Here is a 23,884-nt window from a genome sequence, read left to right as displayed (position 1 = left end):
GTTAAAATGAACCTGGAAGAAAACAATGAACTCTGTAAGCGCCTGACCGAAGCCGAGCGAGCCTCCATGCGGGCGCAGGAATTGACTCAGCAACTGCTGACTTTCTCGAAGGGTGGTGCGCCGGTCAGACGGACAGCTTCTATCAATGATATTGTCAAAGAGACGGCGGAGTTTGCTTTGCGCGGGTCTAATGTCAAATGCAAATTCGATCTCCCCGACAACCTCCAGCCGGTGGAAATCGATGAGGGACAAATTAGCCAGGTGATAAACAACCTGATCATCAATGCCGACCAGGCCATGCCGCAGGGAGGCGCGATCGAAATATCGGCCGAAAACATGGTTATTAAGCAGGAGGATTGCCTCCCAGTAAAATGCGGGAATTATATAAAAATCACGGTTTCAGATCAGGGCATCGGCATTCCGGAGCCATATATCAGGAAAATATTCGACCCCTTCTTTACTACCAAGCAAAAAGGGAGCGGCCTGGGGCTGGCCACAACCTATTCCATCATAAAGCGGCACGAGGGACATATCGAAGTGGAATCGGAAGTCGGGGTTGGAACCACGTTTCATGTCTATCTACCGGCATCGGGAAAAAAGCTATCGACACAGAGGAAAAGCGAGGAAGCGGCTATCCCGGGAAGCGGAAAAATCCTTATTATGGATGATGATGAGACAATACGTTTGGTAGCGGGCATGGCGCTTTCCAATCTCGGTTACAGTATCGAGACCGCCTGCGATGGGAATAAGGCAATTGAATTATATCGACAGGCCATGGAATCCGGCCGGCCCTTTGATGCAGTCATTATTGATTTAACCATTCCCGGCGGCATGGGCGGGAAAGAGACGATTGCCGGACTGACTCAAATCGATCCCGAAGTAAAGGCGATTGTTTCGAGCGGCTATTCGAACGACCCGATCATGGCCGAATACTGGAAATATGGATTCAAGGGATTCGTTCCCAAACCGTACAAGGTTCAGCAACTCAGCAAAGCATTGCACGAATTGTTATCGGGAAAAAGCAAAGAGATCTCCGCCGATAATTGCAGGATGCAGGCGCAGCCCGGTTCCCCGGTCAGCGATGGTACTGCCCGATAAATTTCTCGACCTCCGGTATTCCTCCCTGTAATATCAAATAACCATCAAAAGGTTCACGTTCGGTTATTTCACCGGCGATAGGGGCAAGCATCATTTCTTTGACTTTCTCCGGGTCGGTGGTCTGGGCCAGAACCCAGCCGAGTTTGACATAGGCCACCTCCGGAAGCATATTCCCCGCCGGCACGACGCCCAGTTCCATCATGTCGCGCCCGGTATCATAGACATACATCTGCACATAACCCCAGAGGGTTTGAACGGTCATAAAGACGGTGATGCCTTTGTCATACGCTTTTTTGAGCGCCGGATAAAGCCGTTTATTGACATGCCCCAAACCGGTTCCGGCGATAATAATGCCCTTGTAGCCGTTGTCGATAAGCGATTCGATAATGTCGGGGCGCATATTGGGATAATAGTAGACTATGGAAACCATCTCTTCAAAGGCCGCATTGACATTGACCTGACGGTCGTCCCGGCGCCGCTTATAATCGGCCTTGATCGGCGTTACCTGGCTGGGAGTAACCATGGCAATGGGAACATCGCCGATGGTGCGGAAAGTGGAGCGATAGGAAGAATGCATCTTGCGCACCCGGGTGCCGCGGTGAAGAAGATTATATTCATCGGAGGTCGGGCCAAACATGCAGACCATGATTTCGGCAATATCGGAATGTCCGGCGGTAAAAGCGGCACAGCGGAGGTTGAAAGCGGCATCGGATGAGGGCCTGTCGGAGGAGCGTTGCGAGCCGACCATGACAATCGGTACGGGACTGTTTTGCACCATGAAGGAGAGAATAGCCGAGGTATGATGCATGGTGTCGGTACCGTGACCGATAACGATCCCATGCACCCCTTTCTCTATCTGGCGGCCGATTTCCTCGGCCAGGGTGATCCATTGCATCGGCCCCATGTTTTCGGAAAAAACGCCAAAGAGTTTCAGAGTCTCCAGATTGCAGATATCGGCCAGTTCCGGGACGGCGCCATAAAGCTCACCGGGGGTAAAGGCCGGAATCACGGCGCCGGTGCGGTAGTCCAGCCGCGAGGCAATAGTCCCGCCCGTTCCCAAAAGGGTCACGCTCGGCTTATCCGGGCTGACCGGGAACTCTTTCTCGGGAATTTTGTAGATTGCTTCTTTATAACTGGTTTCCGTAATTTCGTTGATACGGTCGGCGCGAATGCCGATATTATAACCGGACTTAATCTTCAGAACGATATGGTCGCCATCGGCGGTCTCTGACCGGGGCAGGATGACCCCCTCAAAGTCCCCCTCGTTGGTTTTCAGGACAACATTAGCCCAAACCCGCCCGCCAAGCGCCTGAAGAACCTCGCGGGCCTTTCCCTTGTAACCTTTAAATGCAGCGTCAGTCATAAATTTCTCTTCATACACAAAAATTATTTCTCAAGAAAAGGAGAAAAGCGTCCGGAAGTCAAGTAAAGATGCCGTTTCAGGCGACAAATTTGACAAAGCAATTGCGCTTTGAGCCTCAATTTGCTAAATTTCCACCCGATATTAGAACTGCAGACACCCCTCCCGAATTTCGGGTGGGGCTTTTGTGCTTGGAAAGATTGTCTTTGTATGAACATTGTAGTTGATAGAAAAAGAAACCTCCTAGATACCGTTATCAACCGTTTCCGCGCCTCTCTCCCCTTTCGGAAGCTTACGGATGCAATAGAGGTGCCTTCACCCTCGCCAGTGACGGTTACCGGACTCGCCGGGTCGTCACAGGGGATTCTTCTGGCCAATCTGGCCGAGAATTCCGCCCGGCCGATAATCGCTATCATGACCGGCACGGACGAAGCCAACAATCTTTTTGATGACCTCTCTTTCCTGATGAATGAGAAGGATGTTGCCCATTTCCCATCCCGGATGACGCCGCCCTATGAATTCCGTTCGCCGGCGGCCGAAATTGTCGGCCAGAGGCTGGCGGCTCTTTCGGGTCTCATTAATAATGAAATCAAAATTCTGGTGACCTCTATTCCGGCGGTTATCGAGCCGACCATTTCGAGGTCGGATTTTGAAAAGGGCTGCTTGCAGATTCGAACCGGTGAGGAGACTGATATTGATTTTCTGAGCGAGAAACTGGTGATGCTCGGTTTTCAGAAAGTGACCATGGTGGAAGAGGTCGGCGATTTTGCCCAGCGCGGCGGCCTGATTGATTTCTTCTCCCCCGGCTTCGATTTCCCGGTGCGAGTGGAATTTTTCGGCGATACGGTCGACACGATCCGGCATTTCGATGTGGCGACTCAGAGAACTACCGGCCGACTCGAGGAGGTCATCCTTCTCCCCCGCCGCGAGGTGCCGATTACAACCATGAGTATTGAGCAATTTATTGAGCAACTGCCGCAAAAAGACGGCGACCTGGTTCGCGCCCGCTACCTGAACGACCCGGAGCTCCCCGGGCTGGAGTGGCTGGCAATTTCCTTTGGCCTTGAGCCGGGAAACCTGACCGATTTTATCTCCGGGGAGGTCCTATTCTTTTTGGATGGCATCGCCAACCTCAAAGGAGCGATTGACGATACTTTCAGAGAGGCCCGGCGTCATTATGAACGAATTTGCGACAGGATGGATAATCCCCCGTCAGTCGATGATTACTATATCGGTCGGGAAAGAGTCTGGGAAAAGGTTGACACCTCATTGCGAATCGATGTCGTTCCATTCAGAGGTGGCCGCGAGGATATAATCGATTTTCAATGCCACGATCATCCCGCAATCGGCTCGCGGCTGGATCTTCTCGGCACAACTATCAATAGTTATATCAACGACAACATAAATTTCCTCATCGCCGCCGACAACACCGGCCAAGCAACCCGTCTGGGTGAACTTCTGGCCGAGAAGATTAGCGCTCCCATACCCCTGCCGATCGAGGTGGCGCTTCTCAAAGGGGGATTTGTTTCCCGCGAAAACCATCTGGCGATCCTGACCGACCACCAGATTTTCGGACGATATTTCCGCCGCACCCGCAAGAAGAAATTCAAGGAAGGCGTAGCCATACAGAATTACACGAGTCTGTCTGAGGGCGACTTTGTGGTTCATGCCGATTTTGGTATCGCACGGTACAGCGGATTGAAGACTATTAATGTCGATGGCCGCGAGCGGGATTGTCTTCTGCTGGTTTATGCCGAAAGCGATAAGCTGTATGTCCCGATCGAGGAATTCAACCGGGTGGGCAAATATGCCGGGAAAGATGCCGCCCCGAAGTTGTCGGCACTGGGCGGCACCGGTTGGGAGAAGGTTAAAGCGCGCACCAAGAAAGCGATTGCCGATATGGCCGCCGACCTGATTAAGATTTATGCGGAGAGAAAAACCCGAGCCGGTTTTGCATTCGGTCCCGATACCACCTGGATGAAGCAGTTGGAAGCCTCTTTTATCTATGATGAAACGCCCGACCAGTTGAAAGCGATAGCGGATATCAAAAACGATATGGAGAGGGCAACACCGATGGATCGCCTTATCTGCGGCGATGTGGGATATGGCAAGACCGAGGTGGCGGTGCGGGCGGCATTCAAGGCGGTGGAGGCGGGCAAGCAGGTGGTCGTATTGGTTCCCACGACCATTTTGGCCCAGCAGCACCTGACTACTTTCACCCAAAGGTTAACGGATTTTCCGGTTAAAATCGAAATGCTTTCCCGGTTTCGCAACCGCAAGGAGCAGGCGGCGATTGTCGAGCAATTGGCTAAGGGAACTGTCGATATCGTCATCGGAACCCATCGCCTTCTGTCCAAAGATGTGAAATTCGCCGACCTGGGGCTTCTGGTAATCGATGAGGAGCAGCGGTTCGGGGTGAAGCATAAAGAGGAACTGCGGAAACTCCGCACAACGGTTGACACGATCGCCATGACCGCCACACCGATACCGCGGACACTTCAGATGTCGCTCATGGGCGCGCGTGATATGTCGCTGATTAACACTTCGCCGAAAGATCGTCTTCCAATCATGACCGAAATCTGCGAATTTGAGCCGGAGATAATTGCCGAGTCAATTCTGCGTGAGATCGACCGCGGTGGGCAGGTGTTCTTCGTGCACAACCGGGTGGAGAGTATTGAAGCGATTTACCGTTACTTGAAGAAGATTGTCCCACAGGTGGAAATCGGAGTGGCGCACGGGCAGATGCACGAGCGCTCGCTTGAGGGAATCATGCTGGCCTTTCTGGCCGGAAGATTTCAAGTTCTTCTTTCCACCTCGATAATTGAATCGGGGCTGGATATCCCCTCGGTCAACACAATCCTGATAAACCGGGCCGACCGGTTTGGCCTGGCGCAGCTATACCAGCTTCGCGGGCGGGTGGGGCGTTCGGCTGTTCGGGCCCATGCTTATTTGCTGACTCCCCCCTATCGCCTTCTGACTGATGATGCCCGCAAACGGCTTCGCGCTATCGAGGCGCACGCCGATTTGGGAAGCGGTTTTGCCCTGGCCATGAAGGATCTGGAGATCCGCGGGGCGGGGAATATTCTCGGGGCGCAGCAATCCGGCTTTATCGAGGAAGTCGGATTTGACCTTTATACTAAGCTATTGGAGGAAGCAATTGCGGAATTAAAGGGCGAGAAAGTTGTCGGCGCGCCTGATACCAAACTGGAAAGCGATATCGAATTGGTTATTCCCGACTACTTTATAAATATTAGACAGCAGAAAGTAGAGATTTACCAGAAGATTGCCGGCGCCCGAACGCTTCAGGAGATCGAGAATATCCGCGAGGATGTTGAGGATCGTTTCGGCAAGCTCCCGGAGCCGGCGGCCAATCTGTTTGAGGCGGCGGCGGTGCGGATTTCGGCTTGGGCCAACGAAATTGAAAAAGTGCGGATGAAAAGTGGCCGGGTGGAATTGCTTTTTAAAGAGCACAAGAAATTCCAGCGAAAAGAGATTGAGTCCTGGCGCAAGGCGGTGGAACAGCCGCTGGAATTTGCCCTGACGAGTGTGCCGGTAATAAAGATTGATATTTCGCAGATTCAACTGAATAAGCGGCTGGGGTATCTTCGCGCCGTTTTGAATCGGGTCTAAGTTGGTTAATTAGCAGGGGTTTGGGGCGGCTGATAAAAAATTATAATTCAATAACTTGACAAAGGGGCGGGCATTGATGATTCGGACTTCTTGCGCCCGGGGTGGAGTCCCGACCGAAGGTCGGGAGTAGCTCGTCGGGCTCTCCCAGTTAAATCATAATTCTGCAAATAGTTTCAACAATATCTTGACAATGCGGATTCGGTTTCTATATTTGACATCTGATCGCGGGGTGGAGCAGTCCGGTAGCTCGTCGGGCTCATAACCCGAAGGCCGCGGGTTCAAATCCCGCCCCCGCTACCAAAAATCCCAAGCCCCAAATGGGGCTTTTTTATTGCCCATGCTTGGCTAACCTGCGGCAAGCTGAGGAGACCCCGGCGCTGTCCGGCAAAGGGGAGACTGGCTGCCACCTTGGACCGATACTGAAGACTCTATGATACCATGAAGATGACCTTCCACCATTTATTGGTCCAGTCCATTTGGCGAAATTAAGTGTTGACTTTTTCCATGCTACTGCCTAAATTTAATTCAAAATTTCCAGTGGATTGTCGGGTAGTCGAAATGAATATTTTTCAGCTTTTCCCATCGCCAAAAGAAGTAATCAAACTGATCATTGAAAGGCATGACTATTTTCTGTATCATTGGAGCTCGACCTTCCTTGTGGCTCTTGCCGCCGCAATATTTGCTCTAATGTTCACTTTAGCGATATCATTCTTCTTGGCCAGGTTTCCGTTATTAAGGAAACCGTTAGCACCCCTGATAAGTGTCAGTCAATCTTTTCCCCTGCAAGCAATAGCACCACTATTTATAGTTCTGTTTGGCTCCGGTTATCTCCCCAAATTTATTGTGGCAACATTGATATCATTTTTTCCTATGTTTGCATCTTATTCAGAGAGTCTTCAAACCGTTCCTCAGAGACTAATAAACTATGCCAGCATATGCGGAGCAACGAAATGGCAGGTAATACTCGATATCAAATTCCCATATTCCCTACCTCAGTTGGCTGCTTCTTCAAAGGTAGGTTTCACTCTTGCAAGCTTAGGAGCTGTTGTAGCTGAGTTTATTTCTCCAGATAAAGGAATGGGGTATGTACTATTAGTTGCGCAGTCAAATTTTGATATACCAACAATATACATATGTACAGGCTTACTTGCAGCTCAAGGGATAGTAGTATATTGGCTCTTGAGTATATTGGAAGTCAATCTAGCTCAAAGGAGGTCTATTTATGAGTAAGAAAGGTTTAGGTTCAGTATTAATACTAATTAGCACTTTTCTGTGTTATTCAGTGGGGTTATGTCTTCTGGTTTCATGTTCGGGCGAATCAATAATAAAAACTCGAAAGCATATCATCCTGAAAATTGATTGGACACCTGAGCCAACATACTTTGGAATATTTTATGCTAAGGAAAAAGGGTTCTATAAAGAAGCCGGATTTGACGTTGAAATCATTTATGGCAAAGGTGCTCCAATTGTGGCAGGAGAAATAAGCCTTGGCGCTGTCAAGGTCGGAACAACAACATCGGATAATATTCTGACGCAGGTCGCGCAAGGACGGAAGTATTCACTTTGTGTGCCACTCTTAAAATTTAATCCATTTGCCATTTTAAGCCTAGCAAATAAACCTGTTAGAAGTCTAGATGACCTAAAAGGAAAAAAAATAGGAGTAAACGTTGAAAGCATAACATACACTCAATATTTAACTGCATTGCGGAATGCGAATATTGATAAAAGCGAAATTTCTGAAGTGCCCGTCGGATGGGGTGGAGCGGAGTTTTTAGTTGCCGGCAAGGTGGATGCCATACTCGGTTATATTACAAATCATGGCGTCGACTTGCAGGCAAAAGGTAAGGATTATGTTTCTATATTGTATTCAAATCTTAATATACCGCTTTATAGCTATGGGTTAGTACTGGCCTTTGCGCCAATTGATTCCACATCCGAGGATTATCTCACCGAATGTGAAATGTTTCATTTTGCTAAAGCTACAATGGAGGGATATGAAAAAGGTGCGGCTTCAAAAATAGATGCTGCAAAAGTACTAGCGGGAATTGAACCGAGTTTGAATGAAGATAGGATAATTTATGGAATTGATAAAATTACAAGACTGAATGCCGAAAGCAAAGCCAATCTGGAAAACATTGACCTATGGAAGCAGGATATATCAGAACGGAATCGGCAATTGGCAAAGAGTTATTATAGGTATGATGCATTGGCGGCTAAATGCAGATAGGATCAGACATCTAGGATGAATCTGATGCGAATATTTATGAAATAATATGTATTGGTACAAAATCATAATTGTCTTCCTTTTGATGATTGCGACCGCATGCATTATGGCAGTACGTCAATATGAGGCAGTTCAGGCAAAGTATGTTTACCAAGATTCTGGAATCTTTGATAAAGACGCTGATAGAGGATATGCTTTCACCTCATCATTTAGGGATGGTTACGGAACAATAGATATTCGTTTTGCCGACGATTTAAGAGATAAAAAATTTCAGATGTGGATAAATCTTTCCTATCAAAGTCTTAATGTAAATCGTTATCGACAAAAGATAGCAACGATTCTAGTAGTAATACACGGTTTATATCTACTAATCGTTGTTTATCAATTTGGTTTATCAAAACCTTTTAGAAAGGAATATCGTTTCACATTTGGTATATTATTAGCTCTTTGTGTGTGTTATATGTTTGGCATTACCCGCATTCTGGTTAATAACGGTTCCGTTAGCTTTATTGAAATCGCAGAAACAATATTATTCCTTGTTGTATATGTATGTTGGTTAATTTATGACTACTCATCAAAAAAAAGTAGTCTAAATGGATACCATAATTATTGGATGTTTTTTGACTTCTGTGCCATTTTTATATTAGTATTAAGCTTTTACCATCCTATAGAGATACCATTTATTCGTGATATATATGGAATTTATGAAAACATTCATGCAAAAGACATTGCCGTGGCAACAGCAGTTATAGGGTGGTTTATCATATTTACTGTTAAGAAAATAGGCTATCGAAAGCATTATCCTAAGCACTATCAAAACTATTTGGATTGCACAGAACTTGATGGAGTTCCGCTCGCCAAGATAGATCAGGTTGCGGATGTTTTCAAAAACAAGAAGGAATTAAAAATACTGGACTTTGGATGCGGAAACGGAAGAAGAATACGCGAGTTTTTGATCTTTGCGGATATGAAGGACGTACGTATTGAAATGCATGATGCCGCAAAAAGATGGAAGCAATTTTATGTTATGCGGGAAAGAAGTGAACTTGTAAAATTGGCAGAGGCAAAATGGACAAAATTCTTTTTTTGGAATATTAGAAAGTATGACATTGTGTATGCTTCAAACGTGTTGTATACGAATCACTTAAGAAAAAAGGTTCTGTCTTCCTTTTCAGAAAAAGGTTTTTACGGCAAATTGGGAAGCGTTATCATTTGGATATTGAGGCGGATACCTTTCAAGTGGATCCCGATCCTTCGGATTAAATGGAAACCAGCAGAATCACCAATTCTGGTTATACGGAGCTATGCCAGCAATTCTTTTTTCTTTAATCTAGATTTTAGGTTAGAGAGAGAATCAGCTTATAATTGGATCAATCATATGAACGAAGAATTGGAGAAATACAGATTGGAAGAGGTTACAAATGTCAAAATTCCCCAAATTACAAAATGGAGTGCACAGGGTTTCCAAATAGAGCAATCTCATGAAGAACGAAAAAACACATTAGCAGCCGCGATTGCTATCATACAGAATAATGAAACGGCGAAAGGTTTCGCAAGGGAATTAATTGATACCAGCAGTGATAACGGTGTTTTGCGAAATGATGAAATTATATACGTTATAAAGAGAGCCTGATTCTTATTATAGTCGGTAAAAGAAAAAATAGTTATGATTGAGAATGACTTACTGGTTAATCTTGAAGGCATAAGGTTTGGGTATCCCAAAACATCTGGTGGGTTTGAGATATTCGTCGAGGATTTAAAAGTTAAAAAGGGCGAAATTTGTTATTTATTTGGTCCAAGTGGGTGTGGCAAAACTACTATCTTAAATATCATAGCAGGTTTTCTAAGACCTTCTACAGGAGTAGTAACTCTTAAAGAGAGTCCAATTGGAGGAAGATTTTTATCATATGTTATGCAACGAGTAACCCTGTTGCCCTGGCTTAATATTAGAAAGAATATTCAACGCGAAGCATTCTATAGAAATGTTACTGTATCCGAAGAGGAGATATATCGTTTGGCGAATATCGCTGAACTTACTAAGATAGATTTAGAGAAAAAACCATTTGAGCTTTCAGGAGGAATGCTGAATAGAACAGTGTTAATTCGCGCATTATCAATAAATCCAAATTTGTTACTTCTAGATGAAGCATTTCATAGTATCGATTTTAATCGGCGCAAGAACATCATGAGAGAAATCTTTAACAAAGTTGATAATCAAGAACTAGGTGTAATTGGAAGTACTCATCAACCATATGAAATAATGATGGCCGCAGATAGAGTTATTGTGTTATCAGGTGACATGCCATTTGGAGAAAACGAGATTATTATAAATACTCCAAGGAAAAATCGAGATGGGAAATGGTATCAAGGGTCAGAAGTGAAAAAAATTCAAGAGAGCCTCGGCTGGATTATTTAATCATTGTGATTTTCATCCATTTTAACACACACTCCTTTCTAACATTTTTCTAACACAATTGGCCAAAACAGGCAATAATCAGAGGCAACCATGCCTTCGGCAGGCAGGCGAGGGGCAAATGGGATCGGCGTATCTTGTTGCTACTATTGTCCTTAAGTGTTTAATGTTGTCCTGGCCTTCACGCTGTCTGGTAAGAGGATAGCATTTGCAAATAATCCTGAAACAGCCGGGCCCATTCTTTGGTGTTAAGATTGTCGCCGGTTCGCATCATGGTGAATTCGAATATCCCCACTACCATGGGGGAGAGCATATATCGATATTCGCCGTTTATCCAGACATCCAGGACCAGACCCGGCCAGTTCCCGGTACATATCTTTGCCGACCAAATGTCCCATATATTCTCCTTCTGCCTTTTAAATTACGCCGGATCAGCCGGTGCAATACCACGGGTAATTTAGAATGGATCCCTTTCCGGCGCAAGTTATTTCATTGAGGACATATTTCACCGATTGCAAAGCCTTCTGTGACTTGACAACAGGGAGAAATGAAACTTACTTATGAGTCCTGCCGTAGTCATGACAGAATGCGTGACACGGTCGCTCGAAATCAGAAAATCTGCATGAAGGCGGATAAAATATTTGTTTGAGAATAAGCCGGGTATTATTCTGTGGGCATGAATTTAGTCGGATTTTACTATTCATTATAGGAAGGATTTTCAATATGAAACCAAGCAGAATAACGGCGGCGCTGGGTATGGTGTTGATAGTCCTGGGAGTTCTCGGGATCGTCGGTTCCTTAAGCATTGCCGGAATTGTGCCGCTTCTGATTGGCGCCTCTCTCCTATTTCTGGCCATCAACCGGGGTAGAGTGGCAACGCTGGTCTTTGGCCATACCTGTATTGTGGTCGGCGCTTATTTGATTACATGGGGGATTCTGCTTCTGCCTCATTCCGAGCCAAGGATGGCACATATTTTCGGCCGCCCTCTTTTCTGGGGTATTTTTTCGCTCATGGGCGGTATTTGTGCGATATTTCATGGCTTCTGTCGCTGTGTAACCAAGCAGGTGGAGCAATTCGAGGGAATACCGCAAAATAAAATCGCAACACCGAAATAGCCGAGGTAAATAGACTCTCCGCCACAGCGGACAGTTTGTTTTCAAAAGCCATTTTTGCCCATCCTGCTTTTCTTCGAATAATTAAGCGACGAGGCTGACGACCCGGATAGTATCCATAGAGATATTCACTTCTCAATTTCTCAATTGACAGTTTCCCGGATTGAAGATTATACTTCAATCAGTGGCGCGACACCTTGACCAAAGGAACTACTTCCCTGGTGTCGTCAGACAAGATACTTAACATATCACTCGCCGCGTGATGCGACTACGCGGAGAATCCATAATGCCGGCCGTAAAACAATCATGGCGCGGCCTTGTCATACCGATTGCAATAGCGTTTAGGCTTATTGTCGCCGGAGTGCTCTGGAGATTTTCAATTCCGTCAAAGAGAGAATGAAATCCAGAATTGCAGGAAGATATTTGTGATAAACTGGCCGGGAATATGGCCAGACAAAAAAGAGAGGAGGTGTTAAACAGTGAGAACATCCATTCTCTGGGATGAAACTCTCGGGCTGGCGGTCGTTATTGGGATCGGCGTGGCCGGACTTTTCGCCGAACCTGCTGTCGCCATATACTGCGATGTTTACAATCAGCGCGCAACCCTTGGCGACTGCGGCTCCTGTAACCCCCATGGACATATTGGCGTCCTCAAGACCATATGGATGGGGTACCTGTATGACCCGGCGACTGGGAAATATTATGACTGCGGCCCGATTCATCACTACTGTATTGACTGTATCGATGTCATACCTGTCGATCCGGGCGAATAAGCAGGGGTGCAATAAGCATTTGTGCCATGCAACAATCCTTCGGGAGTGTGGCAATTTGCCAGCACTCCCGAATGCAGGATTGGCATTCACCATCTATTTCAACAGTGAGATTTTTCTCACACTTTGGAAATCTCCTGCCTTAAATTTGGATAAGTATACTCCGCTTCCAACCGAGTTACCATTGATATCCTTACCCTCCCAGGTAACGCGGTGCTCGCCGGCAGGCATTACCTTATTGATTATAGTGGCAATCTCTTGACCAAGGATGTTATATATTGTCAAATTGACCTCAGATTCAACCGGCAGTGAAAATGAGAATATAGTACTCGGATTGAAAGGATTAGGGTAATTTTGATCAAAGGCGAATTCCGTCGGCAACATTGCTTTCCCGCATTCCGTAACTCTCACCGAATACATCTTACCGTGCACATCGAAAGCCGAGGCAGATTCCAAGGATGATACCCCGTCAATGCGAATGATATTATATTCTCCTATTCCAATATGTGTCCCGCCGTCGAGGTCGACATAAGTAATTCTCTCGCCATTCCCGACAGAGGTGCGCAACAACTTTATATCTTTGGACATATAACTGATTGGATTCTTGGCGAGTTCCTTATCAAATGTGAGTTCCAATGCCGCAAGGTCAATCGTGGAGTTGAGACATAATGTAGAATACCCATCAATGGGTGTTACGCGCAAACTTATCGCCGCCGTACCATCTTTGAGTACGCCTCCCTCACAATCGCAGGGGGCCGGACCGCCTTTAATAAGGTAATTTACGATATAGACCATATCCCCGACGTTGACATATCCATCGCAGTTCACATCACCTGATCCGGGATGCACTGGTGGAGGACCGCCCTGGAATATATAGGCGATAAGATAATTGATGTCGGCTTTGTTAATATAACTGTCGTCATTCACATCACCGCATATATAATTGTTACTCTGATCATACGATGGACCATGAGAGTCAAAATTGCGGACATAACGATACATCGCAGCCGGCGTTGCGGAAATATCATGCACCGCATTTGCGAAACCTCTCACGAAGAGTTTGCCTTCCCAGAGAGGCAGAACCAGATCGATATAACCGTTCTGGTCGAAATCGTTGATAAAAGGGGTAAACATGTAATCATCAGTACCACCGATCCCAAGCTCCATGGTATATTCCGGCAACCAGTTGCCGTTCTTATCCCATGCGATAAGCCTCTGACCGGGATTGGCGACAAGGCCGCATCCGCTGACTACAACCTCCGTACTCAAATCATTGTTAATATCGACCAAAATTGGCTGCGTAATCCCTGAAGGGAATATTGTCTGCGCAAAGATCGGTGATTGTTCCGTACCCTTGTAGGGATTGCCGTTTTCAATATGCCAGGCATAAATGTAGCCGTAATTATTCTCCCAACCCCAGAAACTGATCATATATTCAAGGTCGCCATCTTTGCCAATATCGGCGATGACCGGAGGCGCGGGGAATTTGCTGTTCGATATGTATGTGTTACGTGGCCATGATGATACAGGGCTCAAAAAGCCATTCACATCCTCGTTAAATGCCCAGATATGGTAGTTGTTGTCCGTGCATGGAGCAAGAAAGATCAGTTCATCATCATTATCATCATCAATATCATAAGCCGACAGAAATCTTGCCCAGGTGTTGAAATTGTCGGGCTGATGATTCGGATCGGTGAAACTGTGACTTATAGGACTGCCCCAGTTGCTGTTGTAAGACTTGAGTTGATTTCCATAGGAAACGTACATGCGATAGACCCCATCGTGGTTGAGGTCGGCGGGAATGAAGGCATGAGCCTCCTCTTCATGAAACACCCCGGACGGCAGTCGGCAATCGATGACGCGAGGTCGTGCGCCATTTTCCTTGATGAATATTTCGTCAATATTGTCTCCATTTACATCCTTCAGCATCGGATAAGCATAGGTGCGCTCATATTCCCAATTCCTTTCGATATCCGTCCCCAGAGAAATTGCGAACATCATTCCGTCTTTCCCATATCCAATTACGGCATCATTGTTTTCACCGTCAACATCTTTCACGGCCAATATGTCATCAATTCGATCCCCTGCATTGAGATTTCCGATCGCCACCGGCAAATAATAATGGCCATACTGGTCTATGACGCTCTGGGACCCATCAGCATTAATGACATCTATTCCGCTGCCAGTTGCATAAATAATTTCCCACTGGGCGTCGTTGTCATAATCGCAGTAATTGGCAATGGCCGAATACTGCCCGCTAAGGTTGAAAAAGCTGGCACCGATTTTTCCGTTAGGCGTTACATTGACCCGTTTGATGCTGGTAATTGCCGGGTTGGGTGATAGCGTATGATACACCTGCAGGCGGAGATCATAGTCACCCGGAGCTAATGCAGCGGTGATCCATTTGCCGAGATAACCACTTGTCACCGGAATATACGAAGTCAATATGGGAAAATAGGTTTGGCCATTGGCTTCTTTGTAATCAAGAGTGTATTTATAAAATAGGTTGCATTTGGCCGTTCCCTTGACATAGGCGGCTTTGATTATGAGATCGGTAACATCATCCGGCCACATGATTTGCGCCTGTGCCAGTGCAAATGCCGGAAGCACTATAAGAACGGCTGCAAGAAGAACGATGCTTTTTACTTTGCACATAAATGATCCTCCCGTAAGCTAAAAAGGTTAAATAAGGGTTCAGTTCAAATATATGATTTGTCAGTTGGCCTTATTCTTACAGAATATTTTCTATTTCACAGCAATTTCCCATTCTTTCATAGATCAAAGAGCGGTGTCTCTTTCCGTATACGAATTTCAGAATTCGGTTTCTCGCGGTTGTGCGTGCGCCCTTATATCAAGAACACCCCCCCCAACCTGATGACATCTAACGCGTTGACGTTAGAATGGGAATGCTCTTAATAAATGACAGAGAATAAAACGGACAAATTGATTTATCTCGATAACAGGGCGAAAACCTTCCCGAAATCGGAAGAAGTCTGCAATATGATTGATTATGCTTACCGCAACTGTGGGGTTATCCCGTGCCGCTCCGAGGCAGCGACCTTTGCATTTTGAATGAAGTGATCTATATCAGATTCGAGAAATTCCGGCCCGGATCATGTCAGGATTTCCATAATAATCTCCCCGACAAGAATCGGTTCACTCATGGGGCTATATAATAACCAGCCAAAAACCAAATCTGATTACAGAACCAGGTGTCCGGTGGTCCCAACAGGCGGTTTTTCAATTCAAGTTTGACCGTCCCGACTCCTGGTACAAACCACTCATTTCGAAATCCCGAGGGTCCACTTTCATCCACCGCCCAGGTACTGGAAATAAGATGACTTTCGGAGAATACCCCCGCGGGAACAGTTGCTATTTCCTTCCCGGTTACATCGAAATCTGCAAAAAATTCCCAACTATTTGGCAGGCACATGCCGCTATTCCCCCATTTTGCGCCGACGACCAGCGGAAAAGTATAGGGGACATCCATGCACCAATTCCAAACCGAAATCGGTCCCGCGTAAACCTGATTACCCACTATCCGAATATCCTGAGTCTCTGTCCCGCTGTCAAAACCATAAACGAAATCACCCGATTCATTGGCCGTTACCAAAAATGAATCAAGTTTTCCATTCAGATAATTATAGCGATAGTATTTCCACCATGAGCCGGGCGTATTGGGAAAATCGAATGGAGGAGGCGCGCAGGTAGGCTGAGGACCTCCGCGATAAAGGAAGTTCAGCAATCTTGTTATATCAAGAATGTTTACTGCGCCCGAGCCATCGATATCGGCATCCTGCGGATTGGGCGGCGGCGGCCCTGCCTTATAGACATATCTGATAAGGTGACCGATATCCTGAATATTAATATTCCCATTTCCATCGACATCGCCGCATACGGCGCCGACCGGAATCGCACCCGCCATAAAGATGAGCGTCAATATCAGAATTGTGCAGATTGCAATTGGTTTCCGACTCATAGCAACCTCCAGATTTTCAGTTTTTCCTTCACCGACGAAAACCATCTGAGACTGCTCGATGAAATTCAACCAATTCACAAGTTTCGTCTTCATGATTTATAGTCACTATAAACGGTCTATTCTTGGCGCGGCACTACTCTCTGACCTCATAGATCAATGATACCAAATATACGAAGAACGCCTTGTCAGATAACGGTTTCTGAAAACAACATATTGATTGCACAACCTTTTGTCAAGCCCAAATTACGGTATTGCGGACAAATATGACCCCGTTAATCGGGTCAATTTAAAGATCATTTCTCCGCTCGTGGATGTCGCCTTCTTACTCACCAGTAGAACCTGCGCCTTACCGTCAATACAGCCGCAAATATTGCCCTCTGGAATTCGGTCCCAACCTGTTGACTTCTAAGGCGGTGGGCGTTATAATAGGCAAAATTTTGAAAAGAAAAGCAGAGTATAAAATGGACAAATTAGTTTATCTCGACAACGGCGCGACAACATTCCCAAAACCGGAAGAAGTCTACCAAATGATGGATTACTCTTACCGCAACTATGGAGTCAACCCCGGACGCTCCGGCTATGACCTCTGCATCGTGGCCGGCGGACTTGTGGAGGATACCCGAAAACTTCTCACCAGATTTTTTAACGGTACTGACCCCAACCGACTCATTTTTTCCTATAACGCCACGGATGCGCTGAATCTGGCCATTTTCGGACTGCTTAAGGAAGGGGATCACGCTATCACAACCAATATCGAGCATAATTCGGTGTTGCGGCCGCTCTATCATCTCTATAGGGACAGCAGAGTCGAGTTAGATTATATCCCGTTTGACAGCAAAGGGTTTGTCCATCCGGAGGATATCGCCAAGAAGATCAAGAAAAATACCCGCTTGGTGGCAGTCAACCATGCTTCGAATGTGATCGGCACAGTTCAGCCGGTCGGGGAAATCGGGGCCATCTGCCGCCAAAAAGGGATTCCATTCCTTATCGATGCCTCACAGACGGCTGGAAAAATCCCGATTGACGTTCAGGCAATGAATATTGATGTGGTCGCTTTCACTGGGCATAAGTCGCTCATGGGACCGACGGGTATTGGAGGACTGTATGTCTGCGATGGAGTGGAAATCAGCCATACCCGCGCCGGCGGCACCGGCGTGCGCTCGGCGATTCGTACGCATCTGGAGGAGTATCCCTATCGCCTTGAATATGGCACCGCCAACCTCTCGGGCATTTCCGGCCTGAAAGCCGGAGTGGATTGGATTGAAAAAAGGGGAATGCACAACATTCACGAGCTGGAGTCACGATTGCTCATTATGCTTCGCGACGGCCTGAAAAGCATACCGGGGGTCATACTATACTGTCAGGAAGATTTAAACGACCATATCGGCGTGCTCGCTTTCAATATCGATGGACTGGAGGCGGCCGATACCGGTACCATGCTCGATGTCGACTACAATATCGCCAGCCGCACGGGGCTCCATTGCGCCCCGCTGGTGCATGAGCAATTGGGCACCGATAAGATTCATGGCTCGGTTCGATTTGGAATCGGCCCGTTTAATGCTGAGGATGATATCAGGGCCGCCATTAAGGCGGTCAGGGAAATCGCCGAAAGCCGGAAGAAACGGTAATCGCTTTAAATTACCAGGGCAGCGGCCACAATCTCGGAAAGGGTTTTGATCTCCACTCCGAGCTTGTATTCTTTATTCAATTCGCTCAACTGATCAATACAATTGTGACAGGGGGCAACGACTATCCTGGCGCCGGTCTTCTTGATCTGCTCTGCTTTTATCCCCCCCGCCTTTAACCTTCGCGATGCATAGCGGCTCATGGAAAGCTGTCCGCCGCCGCCGCCACAGCAGAAATTTTTCTCCCGATTGGGGTACATCTCAACGAAATTGGCGACAGCGTGTTTCAGGATAAAACGCTGCTCCTCGATTACGCCGCCCATTCTCACCAGGTTGCAGGGGTCGTGCAGGGTGACAGTCTTCCGGTTGCGGGTTGGATCAAGTTTGATTTTCCCCTGATGGATATAATCGGCGATAACCTGTAAGATGCTTATGGTTGGGATGTCCTGCTTTGATGCCAGCCATTCGGGGGCCTCCCAGCGGTTAGAATTGAAGCCGTGCCCGCATTCTCCCAAAACCAGGGTCTCCGCCTGAAGTCTTTTCATTGTTTCCAGAAGACGACTGGAAATCAGACCGGAGGCGGCATCATCGCCGCTGAAAAGACCATAGTTAGTGACATCATAGAAATCGGAAGCCAGAGTCCAGTTTTCGCGGGCGGCGAAAAATATCTTGGCGGTCGCCACAAGCGAAAGAGGGAAAAACTTCGGCTCCCGCGGGTTGACCGTATATAAATATCGAGCATTCTTCTGATCAATGGGAAGCCGTGCAGCAGCATTCCTCACCTCCTGCTGAAGTTCCTCCTCCAGCCATTGCACTGTCTCCAGCCATTCGGTCCGGGGAATTCCCATGTTATTCCCTTTTTCCAGGGCGGTATTGACGGTCGCTTGAAGATCCGGAGGCACCAGATCAATCGAGGCCAGCACGCTCCGGCCGATCCGGATAAGGCGGGAAATATCGATGCCGACCGAGCAGTTTATGGTGCAACGGCCGCAAAGACTGCATCTACCGTAAAGAGAATCAATCCATTCACGGAGTTTTTCCCGGTCCAAATCTTTCGCCCCGCCCAGAGAGGGAGCATGCCTGCCCAGAAAAGTGAAATACCGTTTGAAAGCCGACAGCAGCAGATTCAGTTTGTAGGCCGGAACCGATTCAATTTCCCCATTACTCAGGTAATAATGGCATGAATCGGCGCAAAGGCCGCAGTGCACACAGGTGTTGAGATAGGCCGCCGCCCGGCTGTCGATCTTTTCGGAAAGAATCTGCAGAGCTTTCCGAATCTCTTCGGGGCCGATAGCATCGATTCTTGCATCAAGAGGGTCTTTCCTGTCGGTCATATCCGTCATAAGCTAAACCTCCCGCGAGGGATGAGGAAAGACTCCGCGCCGCCCGAAAAAGATGCCGAAAAATGCCCGGGTATAGAAAAAATAAAAACAATGTCGGATTTTGCCCATCGGGATATAGATAAAGAGAGTTATCGCCATAATGAAAAAGAGCGATTTAAGCCCAGTCGCCAATGTTACTGCTAAAGCAGCCCCGAGAAAGAGATTGACGAACATGTTGGCCACGAAATCATCAAAACAGCTGATTCCCCGCATATACGGAATAATAATCCTCTTGAGCAGAAGCGCAAACCCACAGAGAAGGCCGGCCAAAAGAATGACCCGCAAGGCCAATAGCACAGTCGCGGGAATGGCCATTTCAAGCAATGATGTTATTAAGTAAAGAAGTGCGGCGAAAATGGCCAGGTGATAAATGATTCCGGCCGCAAAGGTCGGGAGATGCTTCCCGGCGCTCTCTTTTTCCCATGGCATCATCCCCCGCCCGAAAGCATAAATTACGCCATTTAATGGTTTTCCCGCAGGTTGGGAATGGTACGGCTTTTTACCGAATGAAAAAGTCCGAACTATCAGGATCATAAGCGCGATGAGGGCGAAAGCGGCGGAAACGATTACCCCCCCGCGGAGTATTGATTGAAGCATCTTGCCTTAGACGCAGCCATCGGGTTTCGGGAGACCGGCAAGTTTGCAGGCCCCTTTGGCCGGACCGGAGGGGAACAATTCATAAATTCTTCGCAAAGGGAAGCCGGTGGTCTTGCAGATCGAACGAACCATTGGAGCCATAGTGGTTTCGAGGTAATGGTTGCGGATAAAATTTATCACCGCCCAATGTTCCTCGCTGAGATGCTCCAACCCCTCCTGCGATTTGGCCAGGGCTTCAGCCACCTTGTTGTCCCATTCCCGGGGGTTGAGTAAGAATCCCTCTTCATTCAACTCCAATTTTTTTCCGTCCACTTCGATGTCAGACATTCCAGGCTCCTTATGCAAATATCGGATATCAATATACAAACAATCGCCCAATTTCTCAAGACGGAACCAGCCCTGATATGCTTCAGCCCCCGGCATGGATACTGATCGATCTGCCTGGAAATTCGGACTAATCGGCGCCCGCTTCGGAAAGAATAAGAAAAACGGCAGGCCGCCAGGCCTGCCGTGCATTCGGAAGCATCTTTATGTGATCAAACCGCGGCGGCGGCACGGACATTCTGAAACCGGTTCGGCATATTCTTTATCGGCCCGGCAAAAAGAAGGAAAGTCAGTTCAAACGGTCTCCCTTTCTTCAGGTCGAATGGAAAAATGTTGACCAGCGAAGTCCCCTGATAGACTTTCTCAAAGCCCCCTTCGGAAAGCGAAATGGTGAATATCGGCACCTGCCAGATTTCGGCATCACGGTCACAGGTGAGGGCAACTGCGATTTGCCGCCAGTCATCACGAATGATGACTGTACCGCAACCACGCCGGGTGAGAAGAGAATCAAGATAGGTGCCCTCGCTTCTGACTCCGTTAAACATCGTGTATCGGTCATGAGCATGCCCCGCCTGGAAATTGAAATTATTTTCCACCGCCAGACGGACATTATAGATATCTTCATTTGGGGCCAGCAGGCTGTAATTGGCCGATATCACCTCCGATTCGGCGCCGAAATAGAATCTTTTTTCAAGGTTGAGTGCTTTGGCTCCCTCGGGCCGCCAGAGATGCCCCTGCATTTTCATGGCGACCACGCCGGGGTCGCTCTTTGGAAGGTACTCATAATGGCCTAGGACAAAATCCCCCTCTTCGCCGAATTGCCCGGTCTGGAATCGTTCGATATCGGTGTCGCCGGTCAGGAAATGGTCAATGAAACAGCGCCGCAGATACCAGTCTTCGGCCAGAAGCTTATCCAGCCCGGTTTCCTTGGTAAGAACCAGGTCGTGAATGGAGGCGGTTTGCTCGGCGGAAGCCTCACCGCTGTCGAGTTGGGCCTGGCTCAGTTTCCAGTGATACCCCTCTTTGTACCGTTTGAGGGTATCGGTCATATTGAAATTGCTCTCATAGCTGTCCAGTTCAACGAGCGCACCCCCCTTCGATGGTTTGAATACCGCCGAGAATTTTGCCGTGGCAAGGGTGATTTCTTCATGACCATCACAATCATAATCGGTGACATTCCGGGTAACTTCCCGAGGAGATTTTGCTTTCAGCAGCTTTTCGGCCTTTATCAGATTTTCGTATATCGCTTGTCTCAGATGCGAAAGGTACAATCCCCCGAAAACACCGTGCCAGTAAGGGCAATTGCACTGTCCGGCAAAAAGATAGTGTTTCGCTCTTTCAATGGTCTCGTAATCCTCGGGATACTCCAATATATATTCATTCAGCTTTTCCGAGACCGAAAGCATCCGCTTGTGCATTAGGTTGGCTTCATCATACTTGGCCAGAAAGCCGCGCCAGTGCCCGCCCCGGACAAAGCGGCCATACTTTTCGAATTTTCCGGCTTCTTCCAGCCATTTCTCGAACTCTTCATATTCGGCAAAAGCACGCGGCGGCAACGACCAGTGAAGCATCTCGCCGTATGAGGCGGTTGGAAGATAAACCCGGCCGACCGGTTCGGTTCGGGAAACATCACCGAGAGTGCAGATTTCCAACCAATCGGAATTGCGGGAGAGAGCCGAAAAGAGCTCCTCCAGCCAGCCATCCCCGTAGCAATGTTTGAAGGTTTTGGGCCAGACGCCGAATTTTTCACCGTCATCGGCATAGACCGCCATGCCGCCGCTGTCTTTATCAGCCTGCCGTTTCAACTCCGCGATGACCTTATCGACTGTCCCGAAGGGAATCAGATAACGCAATTTCTTCTGAATGGGCAGCAGTTTAACCGTAGCTCCCTCTTCCTCGGTAACAAAGACTCCCTTGAGCTCATCCAGCTCCAAGCCGGCATAAAGAAAATGGGTGTCGTCAATCGGGAGATACTCGATTCCCGCCTGATGCAAGACCTTGGGCAGGTGCGGCTCCCAGACCCGTTCGGTCAGCCAGAGGCCGACAGGATCGGCGCCAAAATGCTTTTTCAGGTAATGATTGAGAAAGGATATTTGTCCCAACTTGTCGCGGTCGGGGATGGAGGGAAGAATCGGCTCGTAGAATCCGCCGGTCATAAGCTCTATCCGGCCGCGATTCACCAATTTCTGCACCAATTCAAAATATTCGGGATGATGTTTTTCCTGCCAGTCCCAGAGAATGCCGGACTGATGCAGGGAGAGCCTAATACGATCGAATTTTTCCAGCAGCTGAATAAAAGGCAAGTACGCCTGTTGATGCGCCTCCTCGAAAACCGAATCGAAATTACCGACCGGCTGATGATTATGAAGACCAATGGCCAGCTTGAACTTGCTCATTAAAATAACTCCACTTTAAGTCGAATATATTTCTGCGGATTGGCACGAATGTCGTTAACCAAATCATCAATATTATCGGCCGTCCGGCGCAAATCATCATATAGCTTGCGGTCATCAACCAGCATTTGTAGCGTGCCGTCGCCGCTGTCCAGTTTGGTGGCAAACTGCCGGGCCGTGGCAGCGACATTAGCCAGGTCGTCAACCATCTTTTCTATTTTCTTTGAACTGTTGTCTACCCGAGCCATGGCCGAATCAACTTTGCCGGCATTGTCGGTGGTCACCCGCCGCAATTCGGCCGAGGCTTTGAAAAAATTCTCCGCCGTCTGGTCCAGTTTATTATTGTTTCGATTGACATATTCGTTCAACGATTGCGACAGATTCTCAAAGTTGGTCACGATTCGCGAGAATTTGTCCAGGTTCTCATCGGAGGCAATGGAATTCTTCAGGGAATGGACCAGGTTTCGCAGTTCATCAATCATTTCCCCCATCATTCCCATGACCTCCGGAATGCCGGTATCGTAACTCCCTCGGATAGGGACATTCAGGTTATAGTCTCTATCCCCTTTTCCCGGTCTGACAGCAATAAATCGCTCCCCCATCAATCCAATATTCTTGACCGTTATGGCAGCGTCCTCCTTGAGAATAACATCATTGCTTAAAATAAGTATGACTTTCACCCCGCTTTCGGTCAGAGCCAGGTCATAAACCTTCCCTTTTCTGATGCCGGAGACCATCACCGGGTCCCCCTTGGCCAGTGAGCCAACCTCATCAAAAAGAACCGAAACCTTATAATTGTTTTTCCCAAAACGGTATCCCTGGATCCAGAGGATGGCCGAGACGAAAATAATCAGGGCCAAGATGACGACGAAACCGACGCGAAATTCTATATTCTTTGCTGCCATATTCTTACATGCCGTGTACAATACTTCGGTAACTTATCGAAACACTTTATCTTAAACAGAGTTCGGGGTTT

At 47.6% G+C, this 23,884-nt stretch carries 17 protein-coding genes, 1 tRNA gene and 1 pseudogene; 10 read left to right on the top strand and 9 right to left on the bottom strand.

The annotated features are described in order from the left end of the window. A partial coding sequence (locus tag NT002_12490; GenBank protein MCX6830078.1) for an ATP-binding protein occupies positions 1–1,098 on the top strand: 1,098 nt, incomplete at its 5' end. Here the strand turns inward: NT002_12490 and gatD are convergent. After that, positions 1,076–2,461 carry a Glu-tRNA(Gln) amidotransferase subunit GatD gene (gene gatD / locus NT002_12485; protein MCX6830077.1) on the bottom strand — a complete coding sequence of 462 codons (1,386 nt, stop codon included), beginning with the start codon at positions 2,459–2,461 and terminating at the stop codon, positions 1,076–1,078. The genes NT002_12490 and gatD overlap by 23 nt on opposite strands. Before the next feature lie 207 nt (positions 2,462–2,668). On the opposite strand from gatD, the gene mfd reads away from it, so the two are divergent. The 6 genes from mfd to NT002_12455 all read left to right on the top strand — a co-directional run bounded on the left by mfd (position 2,669) and on the right by NT002_12455 (position 10,728). After that, positions 2,669–6,088 (top strand): transcription-repair coupling factor, encoded by a 3,420-nt coding sequence (gene mfd, locus NT002_12480; GenBank protein ID MCX6830076.1) that lies wholly within the window; start codon positions 2,669–2,671, stop codon positions 6,086–6,088. A 223-nt stretch (positions 6,089–6,311) separates the two neighbouring features. Then, positions 6,312–6,388, top strand: a tRNA-Met gene (locus NT002_12475). A gap of 258 nt (positions 6,389–6,646) precedes the next feature. Continuing rightward, a complete protein-coding gene (locus NT002_12470; protein MCX6830075.1) occupies positions 6,647–7,318 on the top strand; it encodes an ABC transporter permease subunit in 672 nt (223 codons plus the stop codon). Next, positions 7,311–8,315, top strand: a complete 1,005-nt coding sequence (locus NT002_12465) for an ABC transporter substrate-binding protein (protein MCX6830074.1) — start codon at positions 7,311–7,313, stop codon at positions 8,313–8,315. The genes NT002_12470 and NT002_12465 overlap by 8 nt, the downstream gene beginning before the upstream one ends. A gap of 103 nt (positions 8,316–8,418) precedes the next feature. After that, a complete protein-coding gene (locus NT002_12460) occupies positions 8,419–9,945 on the top strand; it encodes a hypothetical protein (GenBank protein ID MCX6830073.1) in 1,527 nt (508 codons plus the stop codon). A 33-nt stretch (positions 9,946–9,978) separates the two neighbouring features. Then, positions 9,979–10,728: an ATP-binding cassette domain-containing protein gene (locus NT002_12455; protein MCX6830072.1), complete on the top strand. Its 750-nt coding sequence runs from the start codon at positions 9,979–9,981 to the stop codon at positions 10,726–10,728. A 208-nt stretch (positions 10,729–10,936) separates the two neighbouring features. Here the strand turns inward: NT002_12455 and NT002_12450 are convergent. After that, positions 10,937–11,080: pseudogene (locus NT002_12450) on the bottom strand (4Fe-4S ferredoxin). Between the two features lie 368 nt (positions 11,081–11,448). Between NT002_12450 and NT002_12445 the strand changes: the two are divergent. Both NT002_12445 and NT002_12440 read left to right on the top strand, forming a co-directional pair. Next, a complete protein-coding gene (locus tag NT002_12445; protein ID MCX6830071.1) occupies positions 11,449–11,841 on the top strand; it encodes a hypothetical protein in 393 nt (130 codons plus the stop codon). Between the two features lie 476 nt (positions 11,842–12,317). Beyond that, on the top strand, positions 12,318–12,611 hold the full coding sequence (locus tag NT002_12440) for a hypothetical protein (protein ID MCX6830070.1): 294 nt from the start codon (positions 12,318–12,320) through the stop codon (positions 12,609–12,611). A 93-nt stretch (positions 12,612–12,704) separates the two neighbouring features. On the opposite strand, the gene NT002_12435 is transcribed toward NT002_12440, so the two are convergent. Together NT002_12435 and NT002_12430 are read right to left on the bottom strand one after the other, a co-directional pair. Then, positions 12,705–15,263 carry a T9SS type A sorting domain-containing protein gene (locus tag NT002_12435; protein MCX6830069.1) on the bottom strand — a complete coding sequence of 853 codons (2,559 nt, stop codon included), beginning with the start codon at positions 15,261–15,263 and terminating at the stop codon, positions 12,705–12,707. 505 nt (positions 15,264–15,768) lie between these two features. Continuing rightward, complete coding sequence (locus NT002_12430; GenBank protein MCX6830068.1) at positions 15,769–16,587, bottom strand: dockerin type I repeat-containing protein; 819 nt, start codon at positions 16,585–16,587, stop codon at positions 15,769–15,771. Positions 16,588–17,048: 461 nt separating this feature from the next. Here NT002_12430 and NT002_12425 point away from each other — a divergent pair, with 461 nt between their 5' ends. Next, a complete protein-coding gene (locus tag NT002_12425; GenBank protein MCX6830067.1) occupies positions 17,049–18,215 on the top strand; it encodes an aminotransferase class V-fold PLP-dependent enzyme in 1,167 nt (388 codons plus the stop codon). Between the two features lie 5 nt (positions 18,216–18,220). On the opposite strand, the gene NT002_12420 is transcribed toward NT002_12425, so the two are convergent. The 5 genes from NT002_12420 to NT002_12400 all read right to left on the bottom strand — a co-directional run bounded on the left by NT002_12420 (position 18,221) and on the right by NT002_12400 (position 23,813). Next, positions 18,221–19,555 carry a (Fe-S)-binding protein gene (locus NT002_12420; GenBank protein MCX6830066.1) on the bottom strand — a complete coding sequence of 445 codons (1,335 nt, stop codon included), beginning with the start codon at positions 19,553–19,555 and terminating at the stop codon, positions 18,221–18,223. A 3-nt stretch (positions 19,556–19,558) separates the two neighbouring features. Then, positions 19,559–20,191, bottom strand: a complete 633-nt coding sequence (locus NT002_12415) for a hypothetical protein (protein MCX6830065.1) — start codon at positions 20,189–20,191, stop codon at positions 19,559–19,561. A 6-nt stretch (positions 20,192–20,197) separates the two neighbouring features. Further along, positions 20,198–20,518: a TusE/DsrC/DsvC family sulfur relay protein gene (locus NT002_12410; protein ID MCX6830064.1), complete on the bottom strand. Its 321-nt coding sequence runs from the start codon at positions 20,516–20,518 to the stop codon at positions 20,198–20,200. A 209-nt stretch (positions 20,519–20,727) separates the two neighbouring features. After that, positions 20,728–22,911: a DUF1926 domain-containing protein gene (locus NT002_12405; protein MCX6830063.1), complete on the bottom strand. Its 2,184-nt coding sequence runs from the start codon at positions 22,909–22,911 to the stop codon at positions 20,728–20,730. Further along, on the bottom strand, positions 22,911–23,813 hold the full coding sequence (locus tag NT002_12400; GenBank protein MCX6830062.1) for an MlaD family protein: 903 nt from the start codon (positions 23,811–23,813) through the stop codon (positions 22,911–22,913). Before NT002_12400 ends, NT002_12405 begins: the two co-directional genes overlap by 1 nt. Positions 23,814–23,884: the final 71 nt, after the last annotated feature.

It is taken from the genome of Candidatus Zixiibacteriota bacterium, from assembly GCA_026397505.1.
Classification (GTDB): domain Bacteria; phylum Zixibacteria; class MSB-5A5; order GN15; family PGXB01; genus JAPLUR01.
Note: the sequence above shows the minus strand (reverse complement) of the source record. Positions and strands in the feature narration are given on the sequence as shown.

Bases quoted from the DNA above. Each gene is read 5' to 3' on its own strand.
- gatD (MCX6830077.1), bottom strand. From the start codon at position 2,461: ATGACTGACGCTGCATTTAAAGGTTACAAGGGAAAGGCCCGCGAGGTT.
- mfd (MCX6830076.1), top strand. From the start codon at position 2,669: ATGAACATTGTAGTTGATAGAAAAAGAAACCTCCTAGATACCGTTATC.
- NT002_12470 (MCX6830075.1), top strand. From the start codon at position 6,647: ATGAATATTTTTCAGCTTTTCCCATCGCCAAAAGAAGTAATCAAACTG.
- NT002_12465 (MCX6830074.1), top strand. From the start codon at position 7,311: ATGAGTAAGAAAGGTTTAGGTTCAGTATTAATACTAATTAGCACTTTT.
- NT002_12460 (MCX6830073.1), top strand. From the start codon at position 8,419: ATGGCAGTACGTCAATATGAGGCAGTTCAGGCAAAGTATGTTTACCAA.
- NT002_12455 (MCX6830072.1), top strand. From the start codon at position 9,979: ATGATTGAGAATGACTTACTGGTTAATCTTGAAGGCATAAGGTTTGGG.
- NT002_12445 (MCX6830071.1), top strand. From the start codon at position 11,449: ATGAAACCAAGCAGAATAACGGCGGCGCTGGGTATGGTGTTGATAGTC.
- NT002_12435 (MCX6830069.1), bottom strand. From the start codon at position 15,263: ATGTGCAAAGTAAAAAGCATCGTTCTTCTTGCAGCCGTTCTTATAGTG.
- NT002_12430 (MCX6830068.1), bottom strand. From the start codon at position 16,587: ATGAGTCGGAAACCAATTGCAATCTGCACAATTCTGATATTGACGCTC.
- NT002_12425 (MCX6830067.1), top strand. From the start codon at position 17,049: ATGGACAAATTAGTTTATCTCGACAACGGCGCGACAACATTCCCAAAA.
- NT002_12420 (MCX6830066.1), bottom strand. From the start codon at position 19,555: ATGACGGATATGACCGACAGGAAAGACCCTCTTGATGCAAGAATCGAT.
- NT002_12415 (MCX6830065.1), bottom strand. From the start codon at position 20,191: ATGCTTCAATCAATACTCCGCGGGGGGGTAATCGTTTCCGCCGCTTTC.
- NT002_12410 (MCX6830064.1), bottom strand. From the start codon at position 20,518: ATGTCTGACATCGAAGTGGACGGAAAAAAATTGGAGTTGAATGAAGAG.
- NT002_12405 (MCX6830063.1), bottom strand. From the start codon at position 22,911: ATGAGCAAGTTCAAGCTGGCCATTGGTCTTCATAATCATCAGCCGGTC.
- NT002_12400 (MCX6830062.1), bottom strand. From the start codon at position 23,813: ATGGCAGCAAAGAATATAGAATTTCGCGTCGGTTTCGTCGTCATCTTG.